The organism is Candidatus Dormiibacterota bacterium, from assembly GCA_035532835.1.
Lineage (GTDB): Bacteria > Vulcanimicrobiota > Vulcanimicrobiia > Vulcanimicrobiales > Vulcanimicrobiaceae > DAHUXY01.
Genome location: DATKQG010000095.1, coordinates 40,108 through 63,985, shown reverse-complemented (window position 1 = coordinate 63,985; position 23,878 = coordinate 40,108). Strand labels below are relative to the sequence as shown.

The window sequence follows — 23,878 nt, the reverse complement described above, 5'->3', positions numbered from 1 at the left end:
GAGGACGGCCAGCGCGAATACTGCCAGGGTGGTAAGCGTACGGGTCTGCATATCTGCTAGACTAACAGATCGTGAACGATTTCAAAGCGACTGACGACGCGGGCGCGATCGTCGTAGGCGGGGGCCATGCGGGCGTAGAGGCAGCGCTCGCCTGCGCGCGCCTCGGGGTGCCGACCCTGCTCGTGACCGGGACGCCGGAGAAGATCTGCACCCTCCCCTGCAATCCCTCGATCGGCGGGAGCGCCAAGGGGCAGCTGGTACGTGAGATCGACGCCCTGGGCGGCGCAATGGGGGGCCTGGCCGACCGCTCCAGCCTCCACGCGCGGTTTCTGAACGAGAGCAAAGGCCCGTCGGTGCGGGCGCTGCGGCAGATCATGGACAAACCGCGCTACGCGCAGCAGGCGATGGAGTTACTGCGGGCGCAGCCGGGGCTGCGCATCGTGGCGGGGTTGGTCGAAGACCTGATCGTCGAGAACGGAGCCGTGCGAGGGGTCGTGTGTACCGACGGTTCGCGCTATTATGCGCGGCGCGTCGTCCTCGCCACCGGGACGTTCCTGGGCGGCAAAACTTTTCGGGGCGAAGTGGTGCAGGCGGAGGGCCGCTTCGGCGAAGCTCCCGCGACCGGGCTGGCGCTGGCGCTGCGACGCCTGGGCTTTCCAACCCGGCGCCTCAAAACCGGGACGCCGCCGCGCGTCGACCGCGCGACGGTCGATCTTGGCGACATGCATCGCCAGGAGCCGAGCGAAGAGCCGCTGCTGTTCTCGTATGCGAGCGAGCCGCGCTTCGCGGGGCCACAGCTCCCGTGCTACCTCACCGAAACCGGCGAGCGCACGCATGCGCTGGTCCGCGAGAATCTGCATCGCTCGCCGCTCTATGGCCTCGATCTGATCGAGGGCATCGGGCCGCGCTACTGTCCTTCGATTGAAGACAAGGTCATCAAATTCGCGCACAATCCCAGCCACCAAATTTTCATCGAACCCGAAGGCTGGGACGAGCCGACGCTCTACGTGGGCGGTTTCTCCACCTCGTTGCCGGCGGAGGTGCAGCTTGCGATGTTGCGGACGCTGCCGGGCCTGCGTTCGTGCGAGATGCTGCGTGCCGGCTACGCCGTGGAGTACGACATGGTGCCGCCGACCGAGCTGCTTGAAACCCTCGAAACGCGGCGGATCGCCGGGCTCTACCACTGCGGCCAGCTCAACGGCACGTCGGGCTACGAGGAGGCGGCTGCGCAGGGGCTCATCGCGGGCGCCAACGCCGGGCTCGCCGCGCTCGGGCGCGAGCCGCTCCGGCTCTCGCGCAGCGATGCATACATCGGCGTGATGATCGACGACTTGGTGAGCAAAGGGGTCGACGAGCCGTACCGGATGCTCACCTCGCGGGCCGAGCATCGGGTGATCCTGCGCCACGATAACGCGGATACGCGCCTCACCCCTATCGGCCGAGCGGTAGGATTGGTGAGCGATGGCGCGTGGGCCGCGTTCGAGGAGCGGCAGGGGAAGCTCAAGGGCGCGATCCGTACGGCGGAGCGGGTGCGGCTGGTCGCCGGGCAGATTGGGGCGGAGCAATTTGAGGCCGGGGCGACGATCGCGGACGCTCTGCGCCGGCCGACGTTGAAGTTTGGTGATATCAGCGAGCGCTTCGAGCCGCCGCTCGACGCTGAAACCGGCGAGCGCATGACGATCGAAATCAAGGTCGCCGGCTACGTGCGGCGCGAGGAAGTCGCGATTGAAAAGGCCGCAAAATCGGAGCGCATCGCGATCCCCGAGGCCTTCGAATATGCCACAATCTCGGCACTCTCGCGGGAAGCCCGCGAAAAGCTGACGGCGCAGCGGCCGCGCACGCTGGGAGGCGCGTCGAGAATACCGGGCGTGACGCCGGCCGACGTCGCGATCTTGAGCCTCTATGTCCGGCGCGAACAGGAGGCTGCATCGGCATGAGCGAGCAGGCCGAGCTTGAGAGCTTGCTCTTGGCCGGCGGCGTCCCCGCCGCCCTCGTGGCGCGCCTGGCGCGGTATGCCGCCATGGTTCTCGAGGCCAACCGTCGCTTCAACCTCACCGGCGCAAAGACGGCGGTGGATTTCGCTCCACACGTGATCGATAGCCTGACGGTCGTGCCGTACCTGCGCGGATCGCTGGTGGATATCGGGTCGGGAGCCGGCCTGCCGGCGATTCCGGCCGCGATCGCTACGGGAATTCCGGTCACTTTGGTGGAGACCACGCTGAAGAAAGCGCGCTTCCTCGAAGAGATGCTCGCCGCGTTCGATCTTGAGGGAGAGGTGGTCGCCGTCCGCGCGGAAGTTGCCGCCCACGATCCGCGGCTGCGCGGCCGATTTGAGAGCGGGACGGCTCGAGCCGTTTCCTCGGCGCCGACCGTGGCGGAATTATTGCTGCCGTTCCTTGCGCCGGGCGGCGTAGCGGTACTGCAGCGCGGGCCGGCGGACGAGCGCGAGGCCAATGCGTTGGCGGACGCGGCCCTCATGCTGGGCGCCCGCCAGGAACGCGTGATCCCGCTCGAAGGCGGCTGCAGAATCGTACTCGTTCGAAAAGAGAGCCAGACGCAGATCCGTTTCCCGCGCAGGGTCGGCATCCCGGAGAAACGCCCGCTCTGCCTGTAGGGCGAGGGGCCGGGCTACGAGCTTCGCCCTTTGACCGCCTGTAAAAAGCCTTCGTAGAGCGAGCCAGCCAGCGGCTCGGAGAGCGACATGCGCTCGGGGTGCCATTGGACGGCCATCATCCATGGCTTGCGCAGGGGAGCGCTCCAAGTGAGCGCTTCGATCGTTCGGTCCTGATGCCAGGCGATCGCTTTGAGGCCGGTCCCGACCTTATTGACGGCCTGATGGTGCGACGAGGTTACCGCAGCCTCGCTCGTGCGGGCGAGGCGCCCGAGTGCGCTCGTGGCCTCGACCTGAACCATGTGCCGCTCGTCGTCGCGCAGAAGATGGTCGGCGGCCGTCTTCAAATGCGGGACCAGCATGCCGCCGCGATAGACGTTGAGGAGCTGCATGCCGCGGCAGATGGCTAAGATGGGCAGCCGCCGCTGAAAGGCGCTCTCCAGCATGACGAGCTCTTGCTCGTCACGGCCGGGGAACGTCTTGCAAAGTCCTTCGGGGTCGCCAAAGCCGTACCGTTGGGGCTCAACATCTGCTCCGCCGGTAAAAATGATGCCGTCGAGGGTCTCCAAAAAATAGGGCTCGAGCGGCTTCTCGGCGCTGGCCATCCAGAGCGGGACGATTTCGAGGCCGGCTTGCTCGGCAGCAGCAAGCAGCGCCCCTAGATAGAGGCGATACTTCGGCGTACCCTGATCGAAACTCAGGCCAATCCGCATCCTTGCTCCCTTCTGCGGCCTTAGAAAGGGCCCTCGTTTTGCTAAAGTGATCGCGGCCACGCTCATACTCTAGTCTGATTTTGACTTGCGGCGGAAGGGCCATCGAGGCTGGGGCTTAGGGGTCGCTTGGTCTGGGCCCGACAGGCACTGTGAAAGCCAAGACTCGGAGCGGGCGGAGACCGGCGGTTCAATCGCTCCAGGAGCCAGGGGATCGTTTCACGTGGAACCTGATTCCGCCTGAGGCGCAGGGGGCACCCAGTATCGAGCTTCATGCTAAAGCGTTACCTTTACTAGAGCGGACCGCTTTTGATGTATGGGCTTACCCCATGCAAAAAGAAAACTCACCCACGGGCGCCGGTGGTACGTCTTGGACTGGCTAGCTGACGGTTGGCGGTCGAGTCCGATGCCTGCGTGCGCTGGAGAGGCTGAGTTTCACGTGGAACGAATGCAATTGCTCTGAATCTTTCTTCCCTTTGGTTTGTCGTTTCACGTGGAACGATAGCCGGGGGGCCGCAGCTTCACGGGGAAAGAGAGGGGTGATGTTTCAGCCCCTCCCGATGGATCTTCAGCTTTCCACCATTTTGCCGCCGGGATCGCTCTATGCCGTCGGTGGACGCGTGCGCGACGAGCTGCGGGCGGAAATCGACGGGATCGAACGTACGGTCAAAGACCTCGATTACGTCGTCACCGGAATAACGCAAGAGGAGCTTCGCGAGCGCCTCGCCTCAATCGGGCGGGTCGATCTGGTCGGCGCGCTCTTTTCCGTGCTCAAGCTGACCCGCGACGGCATGACGGTCGACGTGGCCCTGCCGCGCCGCGAACGCTCTACGGGCCATAGCCACCGGGATTTCGACGTCCAGGGCGGCCCCGACGTCCCGCTCGAAGACGATCTTGCGCGGCGGGACTTCCGTATGAATATGATCGCGCGGTCTCTGCCAAGCGGGGAAATCATCGATCCGTTCGGCGGCACCGACGATACCCGGGCGCACCGCATCGACATCCTCACGCCGCGAACGTTCGAAGAAGACCCCCTGCGCATGCTGCGGGCGGCTCAATTCGCGGCCCGGTTTTCATACGCGCTCAGCGAATCGGCGAATGAAGCCATGCGCCATGCCGCGCCGCTGGCGGCGACGATCTCCGCCGAACGAGTTGCCGACGAGCTGAACAAGCTGCTCTCGTTGGCTCCCAAACCATCGACCGGCTTCGAAATCCTCCGCCGGACCGGCGTTCTGGCGCACGTATGGCCAGAGCTGCTGGAGGGCGTCGGCATCGAGCAGAACGAGTGGCACGCGTACGACGTGTGGTTCCACGGCATGGCATCGCTCGATGCTACCCCGCCGGGCGACGCCCTCTTGCGTCTAGCGGCGCTGCTTCACGACGTCGGCAAACCCCGTACTAAAGATGGACCGCACTTTTACCGGCACGAGCAGGTGGGGGCGGATTTGGCGCGCGGGATGCTCCTGCGGCTCCGTTTTCCCAATGAGACGGTGCAGACCGTCGAGCATTTGGTGCGGCAGCACATGTACGGGCAGGACCCGACGCTTACCGATGCTGCCATACGGCGCTTTATCCGCCGGATCGGCGTCACGCATCTAGCGCGCCAGTTCGCGCTCCGCCACGCCGACATCGTGGGATCGGGCTTGCCCAAACGCGACGATAGCAACGAACGGTTCGAAGCGCGGGTCTGGGCCGAAGTGCGGCGCAAACCCGCATTTTCGATTGCGGACTTGCGGGTAGGCGGCCAGGACGTGATAGATGCTCTGCAGCGTGCCGGGGTCGTCGGTGCTGCCTATCGCGGCGACGCTCGCGTCGGCGAAATTCTGCGCTGGCTTTTTGAGCAGGTCACGGACGAACCGGAGCGTAACGACCGCCAGACCCTCCTGGCGTTGCTCGATCAACACGTGGCCCGCTCGGGAACGACGAGCAGCTAAGGAGTTTGTTTCACGTGAAACAGCGGGTTTTTCTTTGAGTCGCATTATCGCCCTGGTCAATCAGAAAGGCGGCGTCGGCAAGAGCACGACGGCCGTGAATCTTGGCGCCGCGCTCGCCGTTCAAGGGCAGCGCGTTTTGGTTGTCGATTGCGACCCGCAAGGTAACACCACCACCGGATTTGGGATCGACAAACCTTCGGTCAAACTCGATATTTACGACGTGCTCATGCAAGAGGCGTCGATCGACGACGTGATGCTGCGTACCGAAATCGATCGCCTGATGCTCGTCCCCGCAACGATCAATCTCGCCGGCGCGGAGATCGAATTGGTGTCGGCTCTTTCGCGCGAGACGCGTCTGCGTCAGGCGCTGCTGCCGGTTGCCTCGCGATACGATTTCGTCTTGATCGATTGCCCGCCGTCGCTAGGATTGCTTACCGTGAACGCGTTGACGGCCGCCGAAGAAATCGTCATTCCGGTGCAGGCTGAATTCTACGCGCTCGAAGGCCTCTCGCAACTAACCAAGGTGGTGCACCGCGTGCGCGAAGCGCTCAACCCGACGTTGCACGTGAGCGGCGTTCTGGTGACGATGTTCGACGGGCGCACGCGCTTGGCGATGGAAGTGCTCGACGAACTCGAGCGCTACTTCCCGCAGCAGATGTTTAAAACCCAAATTCCGCGCAACATTCGGCTCTCCGAAGCGCCGTCGTTCGGCAAACCCGTGATCTTGTTCGACGTGAAGAGTCGCGGCGCGCAGGCGTATCTTTCGCTTGCGAAGGAACTGGCGGAATCGGTCGGAGCGCACGCATGAGCGCACAACCGCAAAAACGCGGCCTCGGGCGTGGCCTGGGCGCACTGCTCGGAGACGCTCCGGTTCCGACGACGGCGACGCCCACCGAAGCGCACAATGCCGTCCGCGAAATTCCCGTCGCGCACATCAAGCCCAACCCGTTTCAGCCGCGCAAAACGTTCGACGCGCAAGCGCTCGCGGATCTCCAAGCATCGATCGGCGAGTACGGCGTGCTCGTGCCGATTTTGGTACGCAGGCGCGGCGACACCTACGAACTGATTGCCGGCGAGCGCCGCTGGCGCGCGTGCGCCGCGCTACGCAAGGCGACCGTCCCGGCGATTCTGCGCGAGAGCGACGATCGCGACTCGCTGGAAGTCGCCATCGTCGAGAATTTGCAGCGCGAAAATCTCAACCCGCTAGAAGAAGCGGCGGGCTTCGCGCACTTAATCGAAGAGTACGCGTTCACGCAAGAAGACGTGGCGAAGCGCTTGGGCAAGAGCCGCCCCGCAATCGCGAACGCGTTGCGGTTGCTCGCGCTTCCCGATGCGATCAAAGCGATGCTGGTCGACGGCAGAATCACCGCGGGCCACGCGCGCGCGCTGCTCGCCGCGCCCGAATCGCAACGGCTCGCCCTGGCGCAGCGCTCGGCTAACGAAGGCCTTTCGGTGAGAACGCTCGAGCGGCTCGCCGGCGCCGTCACCACGCCGCTCGCCGCCAAAGCCGCGCCGAAGTTGCGCGATCTTTCACCCGAAGAGCACGATTTCGAATCGCGATTGCGCGAACGCCTCAGCGCGCACGTCGCGCTGGTTCGCAACGGTAAAGGCGGCCGCATCGAGATTCGTTTCGGTAACGAAGGCGAGCTGATGCGCTTAGGCGATCTGCTCCTCGCCGACCGGGAGTAACCGCGGCGATGCTCATTCCTTTCACGCGAATCGTCGCGGTTGCGATGTCGGGCGTCCTCTGCTTCGGCGTGATCATTCCGCTCGCGTTGCGCCGCCACAACCCGCTGCTCGCGGCCTTCGTTGCGGTGGTGTTCGCCGGCTATTTGGTGGCAAACGTCGTGCTCTACTTGCGCATGAGAAAACGCGCGTGACGCGTGCGCAGCGAGCCGCACGTTTGCGCGGCATTTACGCGATCGTCAACGAAGGCGAACGCAACGTCGTTGCCATCGCGCAGGCGGCCTACGAAAACGGCGTTCGCGTGGTGCAGTATCGCGCCAAGGCCGGCATCATCCACGAAAACGTCCGCGCCATACGCAAGCTCGCGGAAAAACACGAGGCGCTCCTCATCATGAACGACGATTGGCAAGCTGCGGTCGCTCTCGATTGCGACGGCGTGCACTTGGGGCCGGACGACACCGGGTTTCTCGACGCAGCGCCGGTGCGCGCATTGCTGCGCGAACGGCTGATCGGGCTCTCGTGTGGTACGCGTGCGGAAGCCGAACGAGCGGACGCGATGGATATCGATTACCTCGGCGTCGGCGCGGTGTTCGCGACGGCGTCAAAAGCCGATGCGGGCGCACCGATCGGCATCGATGGGCTGCTGCAGGTGGCGAACGCGACGCGCCTCCCCGTCGCCGCGATCGGCGGCATCACCGTGCAGAACCTGCCGTTGGTGCGAGGCTCCGGTGTGGCCATGGCCGCGCTGATCGCGGCGATTACCGGGGCGGCCGACCCCGCCATTGCGGCGCGCGAGCTCGTCGCCGCCTGGAACGCCGAAGCGTAGCGCGATGAGCGGGCCCGTAGTCCTCTCGATCGGCACGACGCATCCGTGGAACGTTGCCGGCGTCGGGCTCGATCTCCGAATCGCGCAAGAGTACGGCGTGCGCGCGCTTACCGTCGTCGCGGCCGTGAGCGCGCAGGACGCGCGCGGCGTCCACGCGCTGCAACCGCAGCCTACGGCAATCGTTCGCGCGCAGATGGAAGCGGTGCCGTGGGATTGCATCGGCGCGGTGCGCGTCGGTGCGCTCGCGTCGGCCGATGCGGTATTTGCCGTCGCCGAAGCGCTCGCCGCGCACCCGCAGATCCTCGCGGTTGTCGATCCGGTGTGGAGCGCCTCGCTCGGCGGCGCGCTCTCCGACGATGCGGCCATCGAAGCGCTCCGCGATCGGCTTGCGACGTTGCCGAACGTCATCCTTACCCCGAATCTTTCGGAAGCGGCGCGCCTCGTCGGCCTCGAGCGCATCGAGCGCGACGATATGGAACGAACCGCCGAGCAATTGCGTGCCCGCGGCGCTTTTGCCGTGATGCTCAAAGGCGGCCATCTCTCCGGCGAACCGGCCGATATCCTCGCTCACGGCGGCGGCACCGCGATCTTCGCCGGTGCGCGGATTGCGGGTGAGATGCGCGCGACCGGTTGTACCCTCGCGATGTCGCTCGCGTGCGAAATCGCGCGCGGCGTTCCACTTCTGGATGCGGTAGCTGCCGCTCGCGGGTTCGTGAGGGCGAAGATTGCCGGGAACCATCGCTTTGAAGGCTTGCAGACCGCGTATTGAAGCGAGGCGCTGGAATAGCAAAGGGGCCGATCTTCAATCGACCCCTTTGGTAGCTCAATGAGCTGCTTTCGCAGGCGGTAATTCGAGTATAGCACGGTTGGCATGAGCGCTGCTTTTGGAATCGAATGACGGTGAGGTTATGACGGTAAGCATGGGAAACAAACCGCGAGTGATGTCGGGGATGCGCCCGACGGGCGGCCTGCACTTGGGCCATCTCGTCGGCGTGCTCACGCAGTGGGCGAACTATTGCGACACCGCCGACGCGTATTTTGAGATCGCCGATCTTCACGCGTACACCACCGGTTTTGCCGACCCGCAGCTCATTCGCGACGCGCGTATCGAGATGGTTGCCGTATGGCTGGCCGCCGGCGTCGATCCGCAAAAATCGACGATCTTCTTGCAGTCGGCCGTTCCGCAGATCAGCGAATTGCAGGTACTGCTTTCGATGATTACGCCGGTGTCGTGGCTGGAGCGCGTCCCAACCTATAAAGGCCAAATCGAAGCGCTGGGCCAGGATATCGCGACCTATGGGTTCCTCGGCTATCCGTTGCTCCAACTCTGCGACATCGCGATCGTGCGCGGCGAACGCGTGCCGGTCGGTCGCGACCAAGTCGCGCATTTGGAACTGGGGCGCGAAGTGGTGCGCCGCTTCAACCATCTCTACGGCAACGGCGACGAAGTGCTCGTCGAACCGCAGCCGACGCTCTCGGAGTTTCCCGAAGTTCCGGGTACCGACGGGCGCAAGATGTCGAAATCGTACGACAACGCGATCCTCATCAGCGACGACGAGGAGACCACCACCAAGCGCGTGCGCTCGATGGTGACCGATCCGCTCAAACTGCGTCGCGGCGATCCGGGCCGCCCGGAAGTCTGCCCGGTGTTCTCGCTGTGGAGATTCGTCAATCCGCTCAAGCTCGACGGCATTGCCGCCGAGTGCCGCTCCGGCGCCCTCGGATGCGTCGCCGACAAAGGCGATTTTGCCGAACAGCTCAATGCATACTTGCGGCCGGTGCGCGAACGCTACCGCACGTACATGCAAGACCCCGGCGAAGTCGAGCGCATCATCGACGAAGGCACGCGCCGCACCCGCGAGATCGCGGCCGACGTCCTCGGCGACGTGAAACGCGCGATGAAGTTCTAATCGAAAGGCTGCCGCTTCTCTGGACCCTAGGCAAATGAAGCGCTGCTATAGCGTACGCCCTTACTTGCCACATTGACAGCACTATGTCACGGAGGTATGCTGTCAGCATGGTGAAAAAAATGGTGTATTTGGAACCCGCGCAAGAAGAAATTGTAAAGCGCCTTGCACGCGAGGGGAACACCTCGGAAACAGATGTGATCCGGCGAGCCATTACGGCCTACGGCGGCGCGAACGCGGCGAAGATCGCCGCCGATACGCGCCGTGTCATGGAGCACCTCAAAACATATCCCGAGTGGAACGATGATCCGGCGGAGTTCTTTCAAGGATGACTCCCGGGAGTATCGTCGTGGTCGATTGGCGCGATGCCCTGGCCGAATCCGGGGAACCTAGTAAACAACGCCCAGCCGTTGTCGTTGGGCGTGACGACCTTTTTCATGGCGATTTTGGCTATCTCTTAGTCGTCCCGTTGACGGGCGACGCCGCGATGCGCGTTACCGAAGCATCGGTTGAGATTGCCCCGACGAAGGAGAACCATTGCTCAAAACGCTGCTATGCGTTGTCGTGGAACGTGCAGACGGTGCCAAAACGACGGGTTCGGGCTACAGAAGCCCGCGTCACCACCGCCCAACTTAAAGCGGTGCGCGATCAAATCGCGCGGTTAGTAGAGCGATAGACCCGAGAAAAACAAAGGCGGCCCCGCTGAATACAGGCGGGGCCACTTCGGTTCGCGCGGGCGAGGCGGCGGATTATTTGACGACGTGCCAGTCGTTGATGACGTATTGCGCGCCGCTCGAAGTGACGGTGAGCGTCCCGTCGCCGAAGGCATCGACGCTGAAGGTGGCGATCTGCGCGCCGTTATTGCCGACGATCCCGGTGATGAAGGTGCTGCTCGCCGGCGCGACGCCGGCGTTGGTGGTGACGTTGAGCGTGTTGCCGTCGGCGAGCACGGCGTTGGTGACGGTGAGGTTGGTGAGGATACCGTGCAGGTACGTCACCGTGACCGGGATCGAGAGCGCGCCGCCCTGCGTCCCGCCGCTAAGGCTATACTCCGGCGTTGCGATCGGACAGGCCGTATTGGCGGGAGCGATGGCGAGCGAGAGCGAGCCGATCGCGCCTTTGAACGCGCTGCCGGTGTGCGTGGCCGCCCAGGTTACGGAACCGTCGCTGTTGACCGTACGGGTGCCGCCGCTCAGGACGCCGCCTTCCCAGCCGAACGTTTCGTTGAGCGAAGCGATACCGGTTGCGTTGTAGCCGGCCGAATCGCCGCAGAACGAATTGACGCCGTTGCTGCCCGGCAGCATCACGAGTTCGTCACCCGAGGCGATCGTCTTCGAGCCCGCGATATCGAGCTCGCGCATGCTGGAACGATCGAAGCCCGCGGCGGCCAGGGGAAAGCCGTATTGGTCGAACGTGGCATTGCTGATATTCACGCTATCGGTGCGCACGGCGCTCGGCGTCGTGTTGTTGATCGCGTAGATCTTTACGGTGCGGTTGTCGCTCTCCGACGATCCGTTCATCGTGTAGATGCGGACGGTGTCGCGTGCGAGTTGCGTGCACGCGTTATCGTAGAAATCTTGCTTCTCGGTGGAATTAGGATCGCCGTTCTTATCCGGTGCGAAGAACTCCACGCCGTTGTTACAGGTGCCGCTCGCGCTCTGGGGCATCGCGCGCCCGTTGACGGCCTGCGCCGAAGAGACCGCGCCGTTAAAGCTGCTGATGGAGTTTACGGGCGACCCGAACGCGTTGGCCGTTTCGATGGCATTCTCCGCGGTAGTGAGTAGGATGCGAACGACCCCGTTGCAAGCGGCGACGGTATTTCGCCGCGTTGGTGGCAAGGCGTCCAGCCGTTAAGCCACGCACAACGGCCTTTTCTCCCCGCCCTGCGCCTCCACTCGGCCATACAGGTGGCACTCCGCCTGCGATAATCATAGGGTGAAGCGCATTGAAACCGTGCGACTCTACCCAACCGCCTCTCAAGACGCGGCGCTTCACCACGCGCTCCACGTCACGCGCCATCTCTACAACGCTGCGCTCCAGCAGCGTAAAGACGCCTACAGGTTGCGCGGCGTGAGCGTCTCGATGAAGATGCAGTACGCAGAGGTGACGGCGCTGCGCAAAGAATCCGCGCATCTCGCCGGGGTCTATCGCGAGATTGAGGATGCGGCGCTGCGCCGCTTGGATCTCGCCATGCAGGCGTTCTTTCGGCGCTGCAAGCAGGGCGAAACGCCGGGCTTCCCGCGCTTCAAGGCCGCCCGCCGGTGGCGTCAGATCACGTACCCGCATGGCGATCGTGCGCTGAAGTTTGATGCCACGCAGCACCGCGTCCGGATTCCCGGTATTGGTAGCGTGAAGCTGCGCAAGGGGCGCGTCGTGCCGCCGCATGGCCGTGCGTGGCTGGTCTGCAAGCTCGGCCGCTGGTACGCGCAGTTTGAGTGCGAGCGCGCAATCGAGCCGCTCCCGGAAACCGGGCACGCCGTCGGTTTAGATTGCGGCGTGAACGTGCTACTCGCCACGAGCGATGGCGACCTCATCGCCAACCCAAGGCATGTTGGGAAGGCGCGGCTACAGGTCGAGCGGGCGCAGCGCGTGGTTGCCAAGCGCAAGCGGCGCGGGAAGAACCGGCGTAAGGCGATCGATACGCTCGCGCGCCTGCACGAGAAAGTCGCCCGTCAGCGCCGTGACTACGCGCATAAGGTCTCTCGCGCGCTTGTTGACGCGAGCGATGTGCTCGTGCTGGAAGACTTGCGCTTGCGCAATATGACGCGCAGCGCAAAGGGGAGTTTCGAAGAACCCGGCCGCAAGGTTGCGGCAAAAGCCGGGCTCAATCGGGCGCTGCTCGATGCGGGTTTTGGCATGATCGCGCAGTTGATTGCGGAGAAGGCTGAAAGCGCCGCCCGCAGCATCATTTACGTGGATCCGAAGTACACCTCGCAAACGTGCGCCGCGTGCGGGCATATTGCGAAGGAGAATCGCTCTGGGCTACAGTTTGTGTGCGTGGCGTGTTTACACGCCGACCACGCGGATGTGAATGCTGCGAAAGTGATTCTTCAGCGGGCCCAGAAGGGGCCTTTGGCGAGCCGCGCCGCAGTGGCGGACGGCAACGACCCAAGAACTATGCTGTCGCCGAGTAGACCTCGGCTCACGCTGCACGATGCAGCGTGAGGGCGCAGACTTCGAATTGCGTTTGTGAAGAGCTCGTCCCGGCGGCGCCGGCGCCGGGCGTCAGCGAGGTTGGGCTGCTCAAAGATCCGGCGCCGCCGCCGCAGCCGGCAAAGACCAGCGTTGCGGCAAGTGCCAAAAGGAGTGGAGTGCGCATGTGATTGTCCCTCATTCGTGTAGCAAATCAGTGCGGTTGTTGCCAGAGCGTAATGCCAAGCGGCGAGCGCAACATTAGTAGATGCTGAGGAGGCGTGGAGAACGGCACGATTTTAAGCCCGCGCTCATTCGGCGGCCCCGGCATATGAAAAGCCGATGAGGGCGTCGTATTACGCGCTATGTGGTTTCCGGAGATCGGCGCGCTGCTCGATATGACCGACGGCGACGTCGCGATGATGGCCAACGTGCACGACCCCCAAGCCGGCGACGTGCGCGGCTCGGCCTTCAGCACGCTTGCGCGAGAGAGCAAAGCCTGGTTTATCGCGCATCGAGCCCGTTCGCGGAGCGTGGCGACGCTGCTGGGCAAATCGCGCATCGTCGCGGAGTACGTCGTCGATTTCGAACGCGACGGCGAAGCCTTCGATCTGCCGGTTGCGGTGGTGGTGGATAAGGGGCGCGATCTGCTCGACGTGCGGATCTACCACAGCCAATATCCGCTGCTCGGCACGCATGCGGTGCGGCCGCCGATCGTGCAGCCCGACGTGCGCGCGAACCCGTCGGGCGTCGTCGACGAATACTTCAACGCGTTGGCCTCGGGCGACGCCGAGCGCGTGGTGGAGTGCTACGAACTCGATGGATACTTTCGCGAACCCAGCGGCGCGCGATACGTGCACCGCGGACGCGACGTATTGTTGCCGTTTTACCGGTTTATGTTTAGCGCGGGCGGCGGCATTCCGCTACGGCATTGCACCGTCACCGAAGATGCGAAGACGTGCGCGGTAGAGTACGTGTGCGATCGTTGGGGCTCGCACGATCTGCCGCCGCAAGCCGGCGTCGCGATCTACGTGCGTGGCCCCGACGGCCTTATCACAGCGGCACACGTCTACGACGACGTGTCCGCGCCCCTGGTGGGCTAGGCTTTGAACGCGGGCAGCACTGCGGCGATCTGCTGCAGGGCGTAATCGATGTCGTCGAGCGAGGCGGCGTACGAGAAGCGCAGATAGCCTTTGCCTGCGGCTCCGAACGACGACCCGCCGCCGCACGCGACGCCGCCCTCTTCGAGTAAGAAACTCGCGAGCGCTTTATCGTCGTGCGTGATCTGCTGCACGTTGGGGAACGCGTAGAACGCGCCCTCGGGTAGCGTGCACGTCATGCCGGGGATCTTGTTGAGGCCTTCGACCAATCGATCGCGGCGCTTGCGGAATGTGGCGTTCATCTCTTGCACCGGTTCGTCGGGGCCGGTAAGCGCGGCGATGCCGGCCTTTTGCACGAAGCTCGTGACGCAGCTAAACGTGTTGTTGTTGAAGAGCGTGACGTTCTTGCACAGTTCCGCGGGCATGATCGCGTAGCCCAGGCGCCAGCCCGTCATCGCGTAGGCTTTCGAAAAGCCGTCGACGATAATGGTGCGCTCTTGCATGCCCGGCAACGAGGCGATCGAGACGTATTCCGCATCCAGATAGAAGTTGCGGCTGTATATTTCATCGGCGATGACCAAGAAATCGTGCTTCTGCGCGAGTTCCGCGATGCGCTCGAGATCGCTCTTGAGCAGCACGCCGCCGGTCGGGTTGTGCGGCGAATTAATCACCACGGCTTTGGTTTTATCCGAAACGCGGCGCTCGAGTTCGTCGAGATCGAAACGCCAGTTGCGCGATTCGAGCAGCGGAATCGCTTGCACGTTGGCCTGCAGGTACTTCGAGGCCGACGCGTACGCCGGGTAGGCCGGGTCGAAGTAGATGAAATCGTCGCCCGGGTTGAGGATGGTCGAGAGGATATTCCAGATGATCGGCTTCGCGCCGGGCGAGATGGTGACGTTCTCGGCCGTGTAGGGCGTGGAGAGTTTGCGGAAGCGCGTTGCGTAATCCGCGACCACGGCGCGCAGGTCGAGCATGCCGGCCGAAGGGCTGTAGTGCGTGTCGTGCGCCATCAGCGAATCGACCGCCGCTTGCTTGATGTGCATCGGCGTATCGAAATCGGGTTCGCCGACCTCCATGTGCACGACGCGACGTCCCGTCGCTTCGATTTCACGAGCGCGCGCGAGCACTTGAAATGCGTTTTCGGAAACTAAACGCGAGACGGCGTTGGCGATGCGATCTTTATGAACGGCGAGCATCCTACAGAGACCCCTTTTGTACGGCGGCGAATTGAAGTTTTTTGAGTGTAGGGTGCGACCCTCCGGCGGCGAACGTGCCGCGTCATGCGCACCTTGTCGGAAGTTTTTGCGCCCGGAGCACCGACGCTGCCCGAGGGCCTTCGAACTCTTGTGGTTTCGCCCGACCGCGAGTTGGAACCTGGAATGACGGTGCGCGCGACGTTTACGTTTCGCAACCAGGGCGGGGCCGAAGCGACCGGCGTCCGCGTGCGCTTCAACATCCCCGATGGGTTGGTATACCTGGTCGGAACCGGCCAACTCGACGGCGCGAACCAGGATGACGAGCAGGGCAACTCGCCGCTGCTAGCGCGCGGCGGAGCGCACATCGGCGACGTGGCCCCGGGCGAAGAGCGCCGGATCGATATCGCCTATAGCGTAGCCGGAGCTATCGAGAACGGCACCACGATCGAACTGCAGGCAGCGGTCGCTTCCTTCGAACTGGCGCCGGTCGGCTCGAACGTGGTGCGGCTGATCGCGCGCAGCCGGCCCCAGCTCGAGAACGCCCTCACCGGGGTCTCGATCGAGGCTCGCCAGGAGCCGGTGCCCGGAGCCGAGGCTCAAGTGAGCGTGCGCGTGCACAACGCCGGCGAATCGAGCGCCCACGACGTGGTCGTGGTAGCCCCGGTGCCGGAGCACACCACGTACGTCCCGGGCTCGGCCCGCGTGAACGGCCGCGAGATCGAGCGGGAGCTCGGGAGCGCGTTCGACCGCCTCTACGCGCCGATCGTGGCGGCGAGCCTGTCGGCGAGCGCCAGCACGACCCTGGTGTACCGGGTTCGGATCGATGCCCCGCTGCCGGACGGCACCTCGATTACCGCAAGCGCGCAGGTGGCCTCGCAAGAGACCGCCGCCTTCATGCCGGAGCCGGCCGCGCTGGTCGTCCGCGCGGTACCCGACTTCGAGGACGATCGCACGACCTTCGTCGCCGATCCCTCGCACGACGTGCGGCCCGGCGGCCGCGTCAATCTGGCCTTGAGCGCCTTCAACGCGGGGACCGCGGCCGCGGAGAGTGTCATCGCGACGATCGCGCTGCCCGAGAGCCTGATTCCGGTACGCGGGGGAGCGCGCGTCGACGGGCGCCCCGTTCGGCTCGGTAAAAAAGATACGCTCGCATTCGATCTCGGCCGGATCGACGCCGGCGAACGGGTGGACCTGGTCTGCGAGACGGTCGTGGTCGCGCCGCTGGCGGATGGAACCGAACTGGACGTTGCGGCCGTGCTCGCGTGGGAGCCCGCGCACGAGGGCGCGCCCTCGCGCCGGCTCGAGCGCGTGATCGTGATTCATTCCGAGCCCGCGCTGCCCTCGCGCCGCAATGCGATCGTGCGGGTCGGCGGCGGCCACGTGCATCCGGGGCAAGAAGTGGAAGCGCACCTGCTGCTTGCGAACGACGGGAGCGCCGCCGCGAGCGACGTGGTGCTGCGCCTGCGCCTCGATCCGGCCTTCGACGACGTACGTCTTTTCGAAAAGACGACGCGCGTGACGCTCGACGGCGATACCGCTGAGATCGGCACGATCGAACCCTACGCACAGCGCAAGTTTACTCTGCGCGCTCGCGTGCGCGCGCCGTATGCGGACCGCAGCGAACTGCGCATCGGAGCGAGCGTGCACACGCGCGAACTCGGCGAAACGACCCTCGGCGAAGCGACCTGGAGCGTCGATTCGCACCCCGCGTTCGCGCCGGAGAGTTCGACGCTGGAACTCGCAAGCGATGCGGTGCTGCGCCCGAATCAACTCGCGGACGTTATCGTAAGCCTGCGCAATGCCGGCACGGACGTAGCGCATAACGTGCGCGTGCGGCTGTACGTATCGCCCGAGGCGCGGCTCGAAACCGTCGACGGTGCGACGCGCGAAAAATCCAAGTTGGTCTTCGGCGAGATCGCACCGGGGGCGACGCAGCAAGCGCGGCTGGGCCTGCGCTTGCTGCGCAGCCTCGCGCGCGAATATCCCGTCACGCTGGACGCCGTGCTCACGGCCGACGCGATGTTGCCGGTGCCGCTGGAACGCTTGACGATTGCGACGAGCGCCGCGCCGGATTTCTCGATCGGAACGCTGCGCAGCGAACCGGTCGACGTGGTGGACGTCGGCGAAACCATCGAGTGGACGCTGCACGTGCGCAACGGCGGCGACGGGCCCGCGCGCCGGGTGCAAGTGCGCATGGCGCAACCCGATTCGCTAATCTACGTACCCAACTCGACGAGCGTCAACGGCGTACCGATTCGAGACGTCGGCGCGCAGTCGGCATTGGCGGCCGAGCGCGGCATCGTGCTCAACGACGTCGATCCGGGCGTCGAAGCGACGATCTGCTTCCGCGACGTCGTCCACAACGGGTTACCCGCGGGCGAAGCGATCGTGCGGGCCGCGTTCGTCGTGTACGACGGCGATCGCACCGACGAGCTTGCCTCCAACGAGCTCAAAGTGCGCGCGACGCCGATGTTCGCGAACGCGATACCCGGCTTGCCGTTCGGTTTGGACGGCATGGTAGGCCCCGCGTTCGGCTCGGGCGCGCAGCGCGCGCTCACCGAAGAACGCTATCTCGAATTGCCGCCCGCAACACCCGTCAACGGCGAGAGCAGCGGCCTGGTGGGAGAGCTCTCCGGCATGCAGTATCCGGCGCTCGAAAGCGCGCTCGATGCGTCGATCGTGGGCGACCGGGTTGGGACCGCGTCCGCTTTTACGCCCGACCGTCTCTCACGCACGCTGCGCTTTCTCGACGAAGCGCGATTCGGTGGAGCGATCTCGCACCTCTTTGCGATTCGCGCGCTCTTGCCGGATGCGATCGGCGACGCGCACACCGGCTCGATCGGTTCGCTGCGCGACCTGTTGCGCGAAGAACTCGATCGGCTCTTCATCAAACTGCGGCTGCCGAATTATACGATCGCGGCTCGCGATATCGAAACGCCGTCGCTGCGCTCGACGGTGGAGCGCCTGCTGCACGACGTTGCCGGTGCGCGCGGCGTCCCCAGCGAAGCGCCGGGCGCGACGCTGGTGCTGCGCGGCTCGTTCGATCCCAACGAGTTGCAAGACCTATCGGAGCGGCTCGATGAGGCCGAGCTCGCGACCGGGCTCACGTGGGCGATCTTGGCGCGGCTGCTGCCGGATTCCACGGCGCAGCTCGCGCACTATCGGGGCATGCTGATCGAGCGGCTCGATGCGCTTGCCGATAGCGAGGCAAGCGATTTCATCGATGCCCTGCAGCGACAACGCGACGTAACGCTCGACGCCGCGCTCGACGTTGTGCGCGCTTCGCTGCGCGTCGGGAACCCGGCGTAAACGCATGCTCGCTACGGTATTGATCGTAATCTTGGTCGCGGGTATCGCGCTCGGCCTCTATGCGTGGAAAGCGCCGCGCCGCGCGCCCGAGCCGGTCGCCGCGGCGGTCGAGCGCGAGCGATTGAACGCCGCCACGGGCTGGACCAGCGAAGCGGGCGACGAATTCGCCGGCCTCTCCGAAAGCGCGCGCTGCGATTTGATCTTCGCCGTCGGGACCTTCGACGACGAACGCTCCAGCCGGCTCCTCGAACACGCGCTCGACGACCCGTCCGAAGCCGTCGCCACCGCGGCCGCCCACGCCCTGGCTTCGAGCGGCCGCATCGCCACGGTCGATCGCTATCTGGCCGCTCACGCCGGCGAACGCGCCGACCGCATCGCCGACGTCATCGCACTCCTCGAATAGCGCCGGGGTATATTAGCTAGACTAGCTAGCTTGATTTGCGCTATACTGTCCGCATGAAGACCGTCGGGATCTTTGAGGCCAAGAACAAGCTCTCCGAGCTCGTCGCCGAGGTTGAGCGGGGCGAAAGCATCATGCTCACGCGTAATGGCCGCCCCGTCGCGGAACTCGTGCCGATCGCTGCCCAAGGCGATGAGGCCCGGGCGGCGATGCAATGGCTTCTCGCACGCCGCTGGAAGCTGCACGGCTCGTCAACAAAGGAGCTTGTGAATGCGGGACGCCGGCATTGATCGTTATCGACGCATCCGTCCCGCTATCGTGGCTTTTTGAAGACGAGCTCGACGATTTTGCGACGCAGTCTGCGGAGCGCGTGATGCGGGAGACGGCGCTCGTCCCGGCCATCTTTCCCGCCGAGGTCGCCAATGCGCTACTCTTTGCGGCTAGGAAAGCACGCGTGGCCGAGAGCGACGTGCGTGGTGCGCTCGATCGCATTGCAGAGCTGCCGATTCGGGTTGCCTCAACCGGTCTCACATTGGCGGACGAGATGGACTTGGCGCAGCGTCATGGGCTGACAATATACGATGCGATGTATTTGGCGTTGGCGAAGCGCCACCGTACCGTACTCTATACCCGCGACAACGCGTTGGTGCGTGCCGCAAGGGCGGAGCATCTCGCGGTCGGCCAAGATGAAGGTTGATTCAGGCCCGGCCGCTCGCGACGCGATAGGTTGGGTTGCTCGCGAGGGGGAATGAGAGGCTCGTGGCCGCCACCTCACTGACCGGAATCTTTGCTCCCGGCTCTCCCGCGTTGGTGGAGAGCCTGCGAACGCTCGTTATCGAACCCAAACGCGCGGTTGCGCCGGGCGAGGTGATTCGAGCCGAATTCTCCTTCTCGAATTTAGGCGGAGCCGCAGCGAGCGGCGTGCGCGTGCGCTTCGCGCATCCGCAAGGCGTCGTGCACGTGGCCGACGGCGACATGCTCGACGAACGGCCGCTCGAGCCGGGCGAACGGTTCATCGATACCACCGGAGCGAACGTCGGCAATTTAGAACCGAACGCGCAGCGTACGGTGAGTTGCAGCTTCCGCGTCAACGACACGATCGAAGACGGCACCGAGCTGGTTTTCCAAGCGGCGCTGGTGACCGACCAAACGCCGATGGTGGCGTCGAACATCGAACGCATCGTCGTACGCAGTTATCCGCAATTACAGAACGCGTCGACGCTGGTAACGATCTCCGCACCCGATGCGCCCAAACCCGGCGCGACGCTGACGATTCGCACTACCATCGTGAATACGGGCTCGTCGAGCGCGCACGACGTCGTGCTGATGCTGCCCTCGCCCGAACACACCACCTACGTCGCGCGCAGCGCGCGTATCGACGGACGCGTGATCGCCGGCCTCGAAGGCGAAGCGTTCGATTACGATGCGGCAACGATCGTGAGCGAACGTTTGGGCCCCGGGCAATCGGTGACGGCCGAATATCAAGCCACGATCGATTCGCCGTTGCCGGACGCGACGCGCATCAAAGCGACCGGCAGCGTCGGTTCGCGCGAGAGCGCCGAGATCGCGATCGCGTCGGCCGACGTCGTGGTGGATTCGCCGGTCGATTTCGCCGGTGAGGAAACCTCGTTCACCTTGCTGTGCGACGATGCGGTGACGCCCGGTATGCGCGTGCCCATGGTGCTGCGCGCCGTCAATGCGGGCACGGGAACCGCGCAAAACCTCTCGATCGCGTTTGAATTACCGCCGGGCTTGGTTTACTCGCCGGGCTCCGCCCACGTCGACGGCCAGCCGGTGAGCGACGGCGAGATTGCGGGATTGCACGTGCACGTCGGTGCGCTGGCGGCCGGCCGCATCGTCGAAGTCGGCCTCGCGGGGACGGTTGCCGTGCCGAACGGCGGCGAACCGGCGCTGCCGATTTCCGCGACGCTGCGCTGGAAGGGCGGCGAGCGTGGGTTTACGCGCAAGCTCACCGTCCGCGTTGCGCCGCGTTTCAATCGCGCGCGCAATTACGTCGAAGCCGACCGCGGCATCGCGCAAGCGCGCGAAGACGTGCGCTTCACGATTCACGTCTTCAACGACGGCACCGCGCCCGAACGGAACGTACGCCTGCGCCTCATTCCGGGCGTGCATGTGGAAGACGTGCGCATCGCGGAATCGTTCGACGACCCCGCATCCACCTATCACGAACCGATCGCGCTGGGCATCGTCAATCCGCACCAGGAGCGCACGTTCGCCGTCACCGCGCGCATCGGTTCGAAGGTGCCGGACCGCTCGAACGTTTCGCTCGGCGTCGTGCTCGAACACGACGGCGGCGCGATCGATCTCGGCTCGGCCAGCGTCGTGGTGCGTTCGCGCCCGCACGTCGCGCGCGGGGCCGTTGCCTGGGAGTTGGCAACCAACGACGTGTTACGCCCGCATCGCACGGTCGATGTGGTGCTGCGCTTCACCAACGGCGGATCCGACGTGCTGCGCGACGCGCGGCTCGTGCTGACGATGCCGCCGGACCTTGCGGTGGAACGCGCCGTCGACGCGCGCCGCGATCGCGATGGATTGGTGTTCGGCGACGTCGCGCCCGAGACCACGCACGAAGCGCGCCTAACGCTACGTTTGCTGCGCCCGGTCCCCGGCAATCGCGCGCTGTTGCTCGATGGATGGCTGCACGGCCGGGGCATTAGCCCGGTACAGTTTCCGGTACTCGATATTCCGACGTTCGCGCAACCGGAGTTCGAGCGCGACGCGCAGCTCGTTTCCGCGCCGACCGAGAGCGTGAACGCGGGCGAGCGTCTCTACTACGATATACGCTTGCGCAACGACGGCGACGGGCCGGCCGATCGGCTGTTGGTGCGCGTGGTGCCGACCAACCTCGCGGTGTACGTGCCGTCGAGCACGGCAATCAACGGCATGCCCGTGCCCGACGACGGCGGCATGTCGCAGCTGTGGTCGCAACGCGGCATGGTGCTGGCCGACGTGAATCCCGGCGTGGAACTGCGCATTCGCTGGGAGATGGTGGTGATGTATCCGCTCGCCTCCGGCACTCAGCTGGATACGCGCGCCGTTTTGGAGTGGAGCGATGGCCACACGCTAGCGCTGGCCGCGCCGACGATGCGCGTGCAAGCGCAGCCGGCCTTGGGCGAATCGACGGCGGGTAACGCGATCTCGATCGCGCGTACTTTTCCAAGCGACGCGCCCGCATACGAGCCGCCGCCGTTGCCCGAAGCGCCCAAGCCCTACACGCCGCCCGTTGCCGTTACCGCGGAGGCGCCGCCGCGCGCGCTCGCGGAAGTGATCGAGCGCCAAGCCTTGCCGACGGTTGCGGCGGAGCCCGTTGCCGAGCATGTAGCAGCGCCGGCGGCGATCACCGCCCAGGAACCGCAACGCATTTCGCCAGTCTTGTATGTTGATTTCACCGCCGAGCGGCTGGTGCATACCATCAAGATGCTCGAACGCAGCGACGTGGGCGGGCTCGTGCAGCATCTCTTCGCACTACGCATGCTCTTTCCCGAGAACGTGATCGGCGGTTCGCCGCAACTCGGCGCCACGTTCAGTAGCGCCAGCCGTGCGCTGCGCGCGCCTATGGAACGCCTGTTCGTGCGCTTGCGCATGCCGCGCCTCGCGGTGACGGGCAAAGATTTGGAAGACCGCGATAGCCGCGTTGCGATGCGGACCATCGTGGACGCGCTCGCCTCGGCGCCGACGGGGCGTTTGCTCGCGCCGCCGGATGGCGTCGTGCGGGTTGAAGGCCCCGTCGATGCCGATCTCGTGCGCGCGCTGGTGCCCGATTTGGAAAACGCGCCGCTTGGTGCCGTTGCACCGTGGCTTGCAAACGCGCACATGCTCGGCGGAACGATCTATCACGACGGCATCCGCTCCGACGCGCTCGTGCCCTATCGCGACGAAATACAAAGCGTACTCAGCGTGCTTTCGGAACTGCCGATGGAAGAGTTCCATCGCGTGCTCACCACCAGCGTCAATCGCTCGCTCGACGACGCATTCGTCGGCGTGCTCGACGCGTTGCGCAACGCCGCGCACGTCGCAAGCGAATAGCACCCGCCGATGGCGGGATCGCCGTACCTGATTTTAGCGTTGTTGCTCGTGGCCGGTGCCGCGCTGTATGGCCTAGGAACGCTGCTCGTGCGTTCGGCGAATAGCGAAGCGCCAATCGAGCCGGGGGCGCAAGCGGAGGCAGGCTCCGCAGCCGGTACCGGCGCTTCGGCGCCGTCGACGGCACGGGCCGTATCGTGGACCAGCCTTGTAACCGGCACCGACGACGCTCTCGATAGCGCGACGCGCACCGACATGATCGAACGCCTCGCACTCGTCGGGGAACCGTGGTGTATCGCCGCAATCAAAGCCGCCGCGGAAACCGACGACGATGCGCCGGTACGCGATGCGGCTGGTCGGGCACTGCGGGCGTTACGCTAATACGCCGCGGCTGGGCCTTTTTTCCCGCGTAGAATGATTTTGTGGACGCTATGTGGGAGAGCATGATCTGCCTGCCGCTGTGGTATGGCACGTTTTGGAGGGTGAAATCGTTGCTTGAACCATTTATCGGATCGATCGTTCTGTTTTGCGGTAATTTCGCGCCCAGTGGCTGGGCGCTCTGCAACGGACAGCTGCTGTCCATTGCCTCCAATACCGCTCTTTTTTCCATTCTAGGAACGTACTTTGGAGGGGACGGCGTCCGGACTTTTGCTCTTCCCGACCTGCGCGGCCGCGTTCCGATTCATGCCGGCCAAGGGCCAGGGCTCTCGAATTACGTCTTAGGCGAGTTGGGCGGCGACGAATCCGCAACGCTCGGTGTGAGTAATATGCCCGCCCATAACCATGTCATCCGGACCGACGGGACGACCGGTGGAAAAGCCTTTCCCGGCCCCAACCACGTCCTAGGTGCATCGGCGACGGGTACGCCGTATTCGGCAAACCCGCCGAACGATAACCTCAATCCGGTGTCGGTTTCAACGATGGGCAGCGGCCTGCCGTTCTCGGTCCAACAGCCCTACCTGGCGATGAATTTTATCATCGCGCTCGTCGGCGTGTACCCGCCACGCGGCTAGTGCGCCGGCG

24 protein-coding genes are annotated in these 23,878 nt (G+C 64.8%); 20 read left to right on the top strand and 4 right to left on the bottom strand.

Annotated features, from left to right (window positions below; all coding sequences use genetic code 11):
- The first annotated feature begins 71 nt into the window (after positions 1 to 71).
- Together mnmG and rsmG are read left to right on the top strand one after the other, a co-directional pair.
- Complete coding sequence (gene mnmG, locus VMW12_11905; GenBank protein ID HUZ50419.1) at positions 72 to 1,937, top strand: tRNA uridine-5-carboxymethylaminomethyl(34) synthesis enzyme MnmG; 1,866 nt, start codon at positions 72 to 74, stop codon at positions 1,935 to 1,937.
- Positions 1,934 to 2,614 (top strand): 16S rRNA (guanine(527)-N(7))-methyltransferase RsmG, encoded by a 681-nt coding sequence (gene rsmG, locus VMW12_11900; GenBank protein HUZ50418.1) that lies wholly within the window; start codon positions 1,934 to 1,936, stop codon positions 2,612 to 2,614. Before mnmG ends, rsmG begins: the two co-directional genes overlap by 4 nt.
- A gap of 14 nt (positions 2,615 to 2,628) precedes the next feature.
- On the opposite strand, the gene VMW12_11895 is transcribed toward rsmG, so the two are convergent.
- Positions 2,629 to 3,324 (bottom strand): gamma-glutamyl-gamma-aminobutyrate hydrolase family protein, encoded by a 696-nt coding sequence (locus VMW12_11895; protein ID HUZ50417.1) that lies wholly within the window; start codon positions 3,322 to 3,324, stop codon positions 2,629 to 2,631.
- 539 nt (positions 3,325 to 3,863) lie between these two features.
- Between VMW12_11895 and VMW12_11890 the strand changes: the two genes are divergently transcribed.
- The 9 genes from VMW12_11890 to VMW12_11850 all read left to right on the top strand — a co-directional run bounded on the left by VMW12_11890 (position 3,864) and on the right by VMW12_11850 (position 10,350).
- Positions 3,864 to 5,255 carry an HD domain-containing protein gene (locus VMW12_11890; protein HUZ50416.1) on the top strand — a complete coding sequence of 464 codons (1,392 nt, stop codon included), beginning with the start codon at positions 3,864 to 3,866 and terminating at the stop codon, positions 5,253 to 5,255.
- Positions 5,256 to 5,289: 34 nt separating this feature from the next.
- Entirely contained in the window at positions 5,290 to 6,063 is a 774-nt protein-coding gene (locus tag VMW12_11885) for an AAA family ATPase (protein HUZ50415.1), read from the top strand.
- A complete protein-coding gene (locus VMW12_11880) occupies positions 6,060 to 6,944 on the top strand; it encodes a ParB/RepB/Spo0J family partition protein (protein HUZ50414.1) in 885 nt (294 codons plus the stop codon). The genes VMW12_11885 and VMW12_11880 overlap by 4 nt, the downstream gene beginning before the upstream one ends.
- Before the next feature lie 8 nt (positions 6,945 to 6,952).
- Entirely contained in the window at positions 6,953 to 7,135 is a 183-nt protein-coding gene (locus VMW12_11875) for a hypothetical protein (protein ID HUZ50413.1), read from the top strand.
- Complete coding sequence (gene thiE, locus VMW12_11870; protein HUZ50412.1) at positions 7,132 to 7,767, top strand: thiamine phosphate synthase; 636 nt, start codon at positions 7,132 to 7,134, stop codon at positions 7,765 to 7,767. The genes VMW12_11875 and thiE overlap by 4 nt, the downstream gene beginning before the upstream one ends.
- Positions 7,768 to 7,771: 4 nt before the next feature.
- Complete coding sequence (locus VMW12_11865; protein ID HUZ50411.1) at positions 7,772 to 8,536, top strand: hydroxymethylpyrimidine/phosphomethylpyrimidine kinase; 765 nt, start codon at positions 7,772 to 7,774, stop codon at positions 8,534 to 8,536.
- A 139-nt stretch (positions 8,537 to 8,675) separates the two neighbouring features.
- The gene (gene trpS, locus VMW12_11860; GenBank protein ID HUZ50410.1) at positions 8,676 to 9,677 is read left to right on the top strand and encodes a tryptophan--tRNA ligase; all 1,002 of its coding nucleotides are present in this window, start codon (positions 8,676 to 8,678) and stop codon (positions 9,675 to 9,677) included.
- A 107-nt stretch (positions 9,678 to 9,784) separates the two neighbouring features.
- Positions 9,785 to 10,006 (top strand): CopG family transcriptional regulator, encoded by a 222-nt coding sequence (locus tag VMW12_11855; protein HUZ50409.1) that lies wholly within the window; start codon positions 9,785 to 9,787, stop codon positions 10,004 to 10,006.
- Entirely contained in the window at positions 10,003 to 10,350 is a 348-nt protein-coding gene (locus tag VMW12_11850; protein ID HUZ50408.1) for a type II toxin-antitoxin system PemK/MazF family toxin, read from the top strand. The genes VMW12_11855 and VMW12_11850 overlap by 4 nt, the downstream gene beginning before the upstream one ends.
- A 73-nt stretch (positions 10,351 to 10,423) precedes the next feature.
- Here the strand turns inward: VMW12_11850 and VMW12_11845 are convergent, their stop codons facing one another.
- Positions 10,424 to 11,512: a hypothetical protein gene (locus VMW12_11845; GenBank protein HUZ50407.1), complete on the bottom strand. Its 1,089-nt coding sequence runs from the start codon at positions 11,510 to 11,512 to the stop codon at positions 10,424 to 10,426.
- Between the two features lie 97 nt (positions 11,513 to 11,609).
- Between VMW12_11845 and VMW12_11840 the strand changes: the two genes are divergently transcribed.
- Positions 11,610 to 12,839 carry a transposase gene (locus tag VMW12_11840; protein HUZ50406.1) on the top strand — a complete coding sequence of 410 codons (1,230 nt, stop codon included), beginning with the start codon at positions 11,610 to 11,612 and terminating at the stop codon, positions 12,837 to 12,839.
- Here VMW12_11840 and VMW12_11835 read toward each other — a convergent pair.
- The gene (locus tag VMW12_11835) at positions 12,817 to 12,993 is read right to left on the bottom strand and encodes a hypothetical protein (protein HUZ50405.1); all 177 of its coding nucleotides are present in this window, start codon (positions 12,991 to 12,993) and stop codon (positions 12,817 to 12,819) included. The genes VMW12_11840 and VMW12_11835 overlap by 23 nt on opposite strands.
- A gap of 178 nt (positions 12,994 to 13,171) precedes the next feature.
- Between VMW12_11835 and VMW12_11830 the strand changes: the two genes are divergently transcribed.
- A complete protein-coding gene (locus VMW12_11830; GenBank protein HUZ50404.1) occupies positions 13,172 to 13,909 on the top strand; it encodes a nuclear transport factor 2 family protein in 738 nt (245 codons plus the stop codon).
- Here the strand turns inward: VMW12_11830 and VMW12_11825 are convergent.
- The gene (locus VMW12_11825; protein HUZ50403.1) at positions 13,906 to 15,102 is read right to left on the bottom strand and encodes a pyridoxal phosphate-dependent aminotransferase; all 1,197 of its coding nucleotides are present in this window, start codon (positions 15,100 to 15,102) and stop codon (positions 13,906 to 13,908) included. The genes VMW12_11830 and VMW12_11825 overlap by 4 nt on opposite strands.
- A gap of 84 nt (positions 15,103 to 15,186) precedes the next feature.
- Between VMW12_11825 and VMW12_11820 the strand changes: the two genes are divergently transcribed.
- From VMW12_11820 to VMW12_11790, 7 genes are all read left to right on the top strand, one after another.
- Entirely contained in the window at positions 15,187 to 18,411 is a 3,225-nt protein-coding gene (locus VMW12_11820; protein ID HUZ50402.1) for a hypothetical protein, read from the top strand.
- Positions 18,412 to 18,415: 4 nt separating this feature from the next.
- Positions 18,416 to 18,814 (top strand): hypothetical protein, encoded by a 399-nt coding sequence (locus tag VMW12_11815; protein HUZ50401.1) that lies wholly within the window; start codon positions 18,416 to 18,418, stop codon positions 18,812 to 18,814.
- Between the two features lie 53 nt (positions 18,815 to 18,867).
- On the top strand, positions 18,868 to 19,101 hold the full coding sequence (locus tag VMW12_11810; protein HUZ50400.1) for a type II toxin-antitoxin system prevent-host-death family antitoxin: 234 nt from the start codon (positions 18,868 to 18,870) through the stop codon (positions 19,099 to 19,101).
- Positions 19,098 to 19,508 (top strand): type II toxin-antitoxin system VapC family toxin, encoded by a 411-nt coding sequence (locus tag VMW12_11805; GenBank protein ID HUZ50399.1) that lies wholly within the window; start codon positions 19,098 to 19,100, stop codon positions 19,506 to 19,508. The genes VMW12_11810 and VMW12_11805 overlap by 4 nt, the downstream gene beginning before the upstream one ends.
- A gap of 62 nt (positions 19,509 to 19,570) precedes the next feature.
- On the top strand, positions 19,571 to 22,858 hold the full coding sequence (locus VMW12_11800; protein ID HUZ50398.1) for a hypothetical protein: 3,288 nt from the start codon (positions 19,571 to 19,573) through the stop codon (positions 22,856 to 22,858).
- Positions 22,859 to 22,867: 9 nt separating this feature from the next.
- A complete protein-coding gene (locus VMW12_11795) occupies positions 22,868 to 23,236 on the top strand; it encodes a hypothetical protein (protein HUZ50397.1) in 369 nt (122 codons plus the stop codon).
- Positions 23,237 to 23,346: 110 nt separating this feature from the next.
- Complete coding sequence (locus VMW12_11790) at positions 23,347 to 23,868, top strand: tail fiber protein (protein ID HUZ50396.1); 522 nt, start codon at positions 23,347 to 23,349, stop codon at positions 23,866 to 23,868.
- The last annotated feature ends 10 nt before the right edge of the window (positions 23,869 to 23,878 follow it).

Bases quoted from the DNA above. Each gene is read 5' to 3' on its own strand.
- rsmG (HUZ50418.1), top strand. From the start codon at position 1,934: ATGAGCGAGCAGGCCGAGCTTGAGAGCTTGCTCTTGGCCGGCGGCGTC.
- VMW12_11895 (HUZ50417.1), bottom strand. From the start codon at position 3,324: ATGCGGATTGGCCTGAGTTTCGATCAGGGTACGCCGAAGTATCGCCTC.
- VMW12_11890 (HUZ50416.1), top strand. From the start codon at position 3,864: ATGTTTCAGCCCCTCCCGATGGATCTTCAGCTTTCCACCATTTTGCCG.
- VMW12_11880 (HUZ50414.1), top strand. From the start codon at position 6,060: ATGAGCGCACAACCGCAAAAACGCGGCCTCGGGCGTGGCCTGGGCGCA.
- VMW12_11875 (HUZ50413.1), top strand. From the start codon at position 6,953: ATGCTCATTCCTTTCACGCGAATCGTCGCGGTTGCGATGTCGGGCGTC.
- VMW12_11865 (HUZ50411.1), top strand. From the start codon at position 7,772: ATGAGCGGGCCCGTAGTCCTCTCGATCGGCACGACGCATCCGTGGAAC.
- trpS (HUZ50410.1), top strand. From the start codon at position 8,676: ATGACGGTAAGCATGGGAAACAAACCGCGAGTGATGTCGGGGATGCGC.
- VMW12_11855 (HUZ50409.1), top strand. From the start codon at position 9,785: ATGGTGAAAAAAATGGTGTATTTGGAACCCGCGCAAGAAGAAATTGTA.
- VMW12_11850 (HUZ50408.1), top strand. From the start codon at position 10,003: ATGACTCCCGGGAGTATCGTCGTGGTCGATTGGCGCGATGCCCTGGCC.
- VMW12_11835 (HUZ50405.1), bottom strand. From the start codon at position 12,993: ATGCGCACTCCACTCCTTTTGGCACTTGCCGCAACGCTGGTCTTTGCC.
- VMW12_11830 (HUZ50404.1), top strand. From the start codon at position 13,172: ATGTGGTTTCCGGAGATCGGCGCGCTGCTCGATATGACCGACGGCGAC.
- VMW12_11825 (HUZ50403.1), bottom strand. From the start codon at position 15,102: ATGCTCGCCGTTCATAAAGATCGCATCGCCAACGCCGTCTCGCGTTTA.
- VMW12_11820 (HUZ50402.1), top strand. From the start codon at position 15,187: ATGCGCACCTTGTCGGAAGTTTTTGCGCCCGGAGCACCGACGCTGCCC.
- VMW12_11815 (HUZ50401.1), top strand. From the start codon at position 18,416: ATGCTCGCTACGGTATTGATCGTAATCTTGGTCGCGGGTATCGCGCTC.
- VMW12_11810 (HUZ50400.1), top strand. From the start codon at position 18,868: ATGAAGACCGTCGGGATCTTTGAGGCCAAGAACAAGCTCTCCGAGCTC.
- VMW12_11795 (HUZ50397.1), top strand. From the start codon at position 22,868: ATGGCGGGATCGCCGTACCTGATTTTAGCGTTGTTGCTCGTGGCCGGT.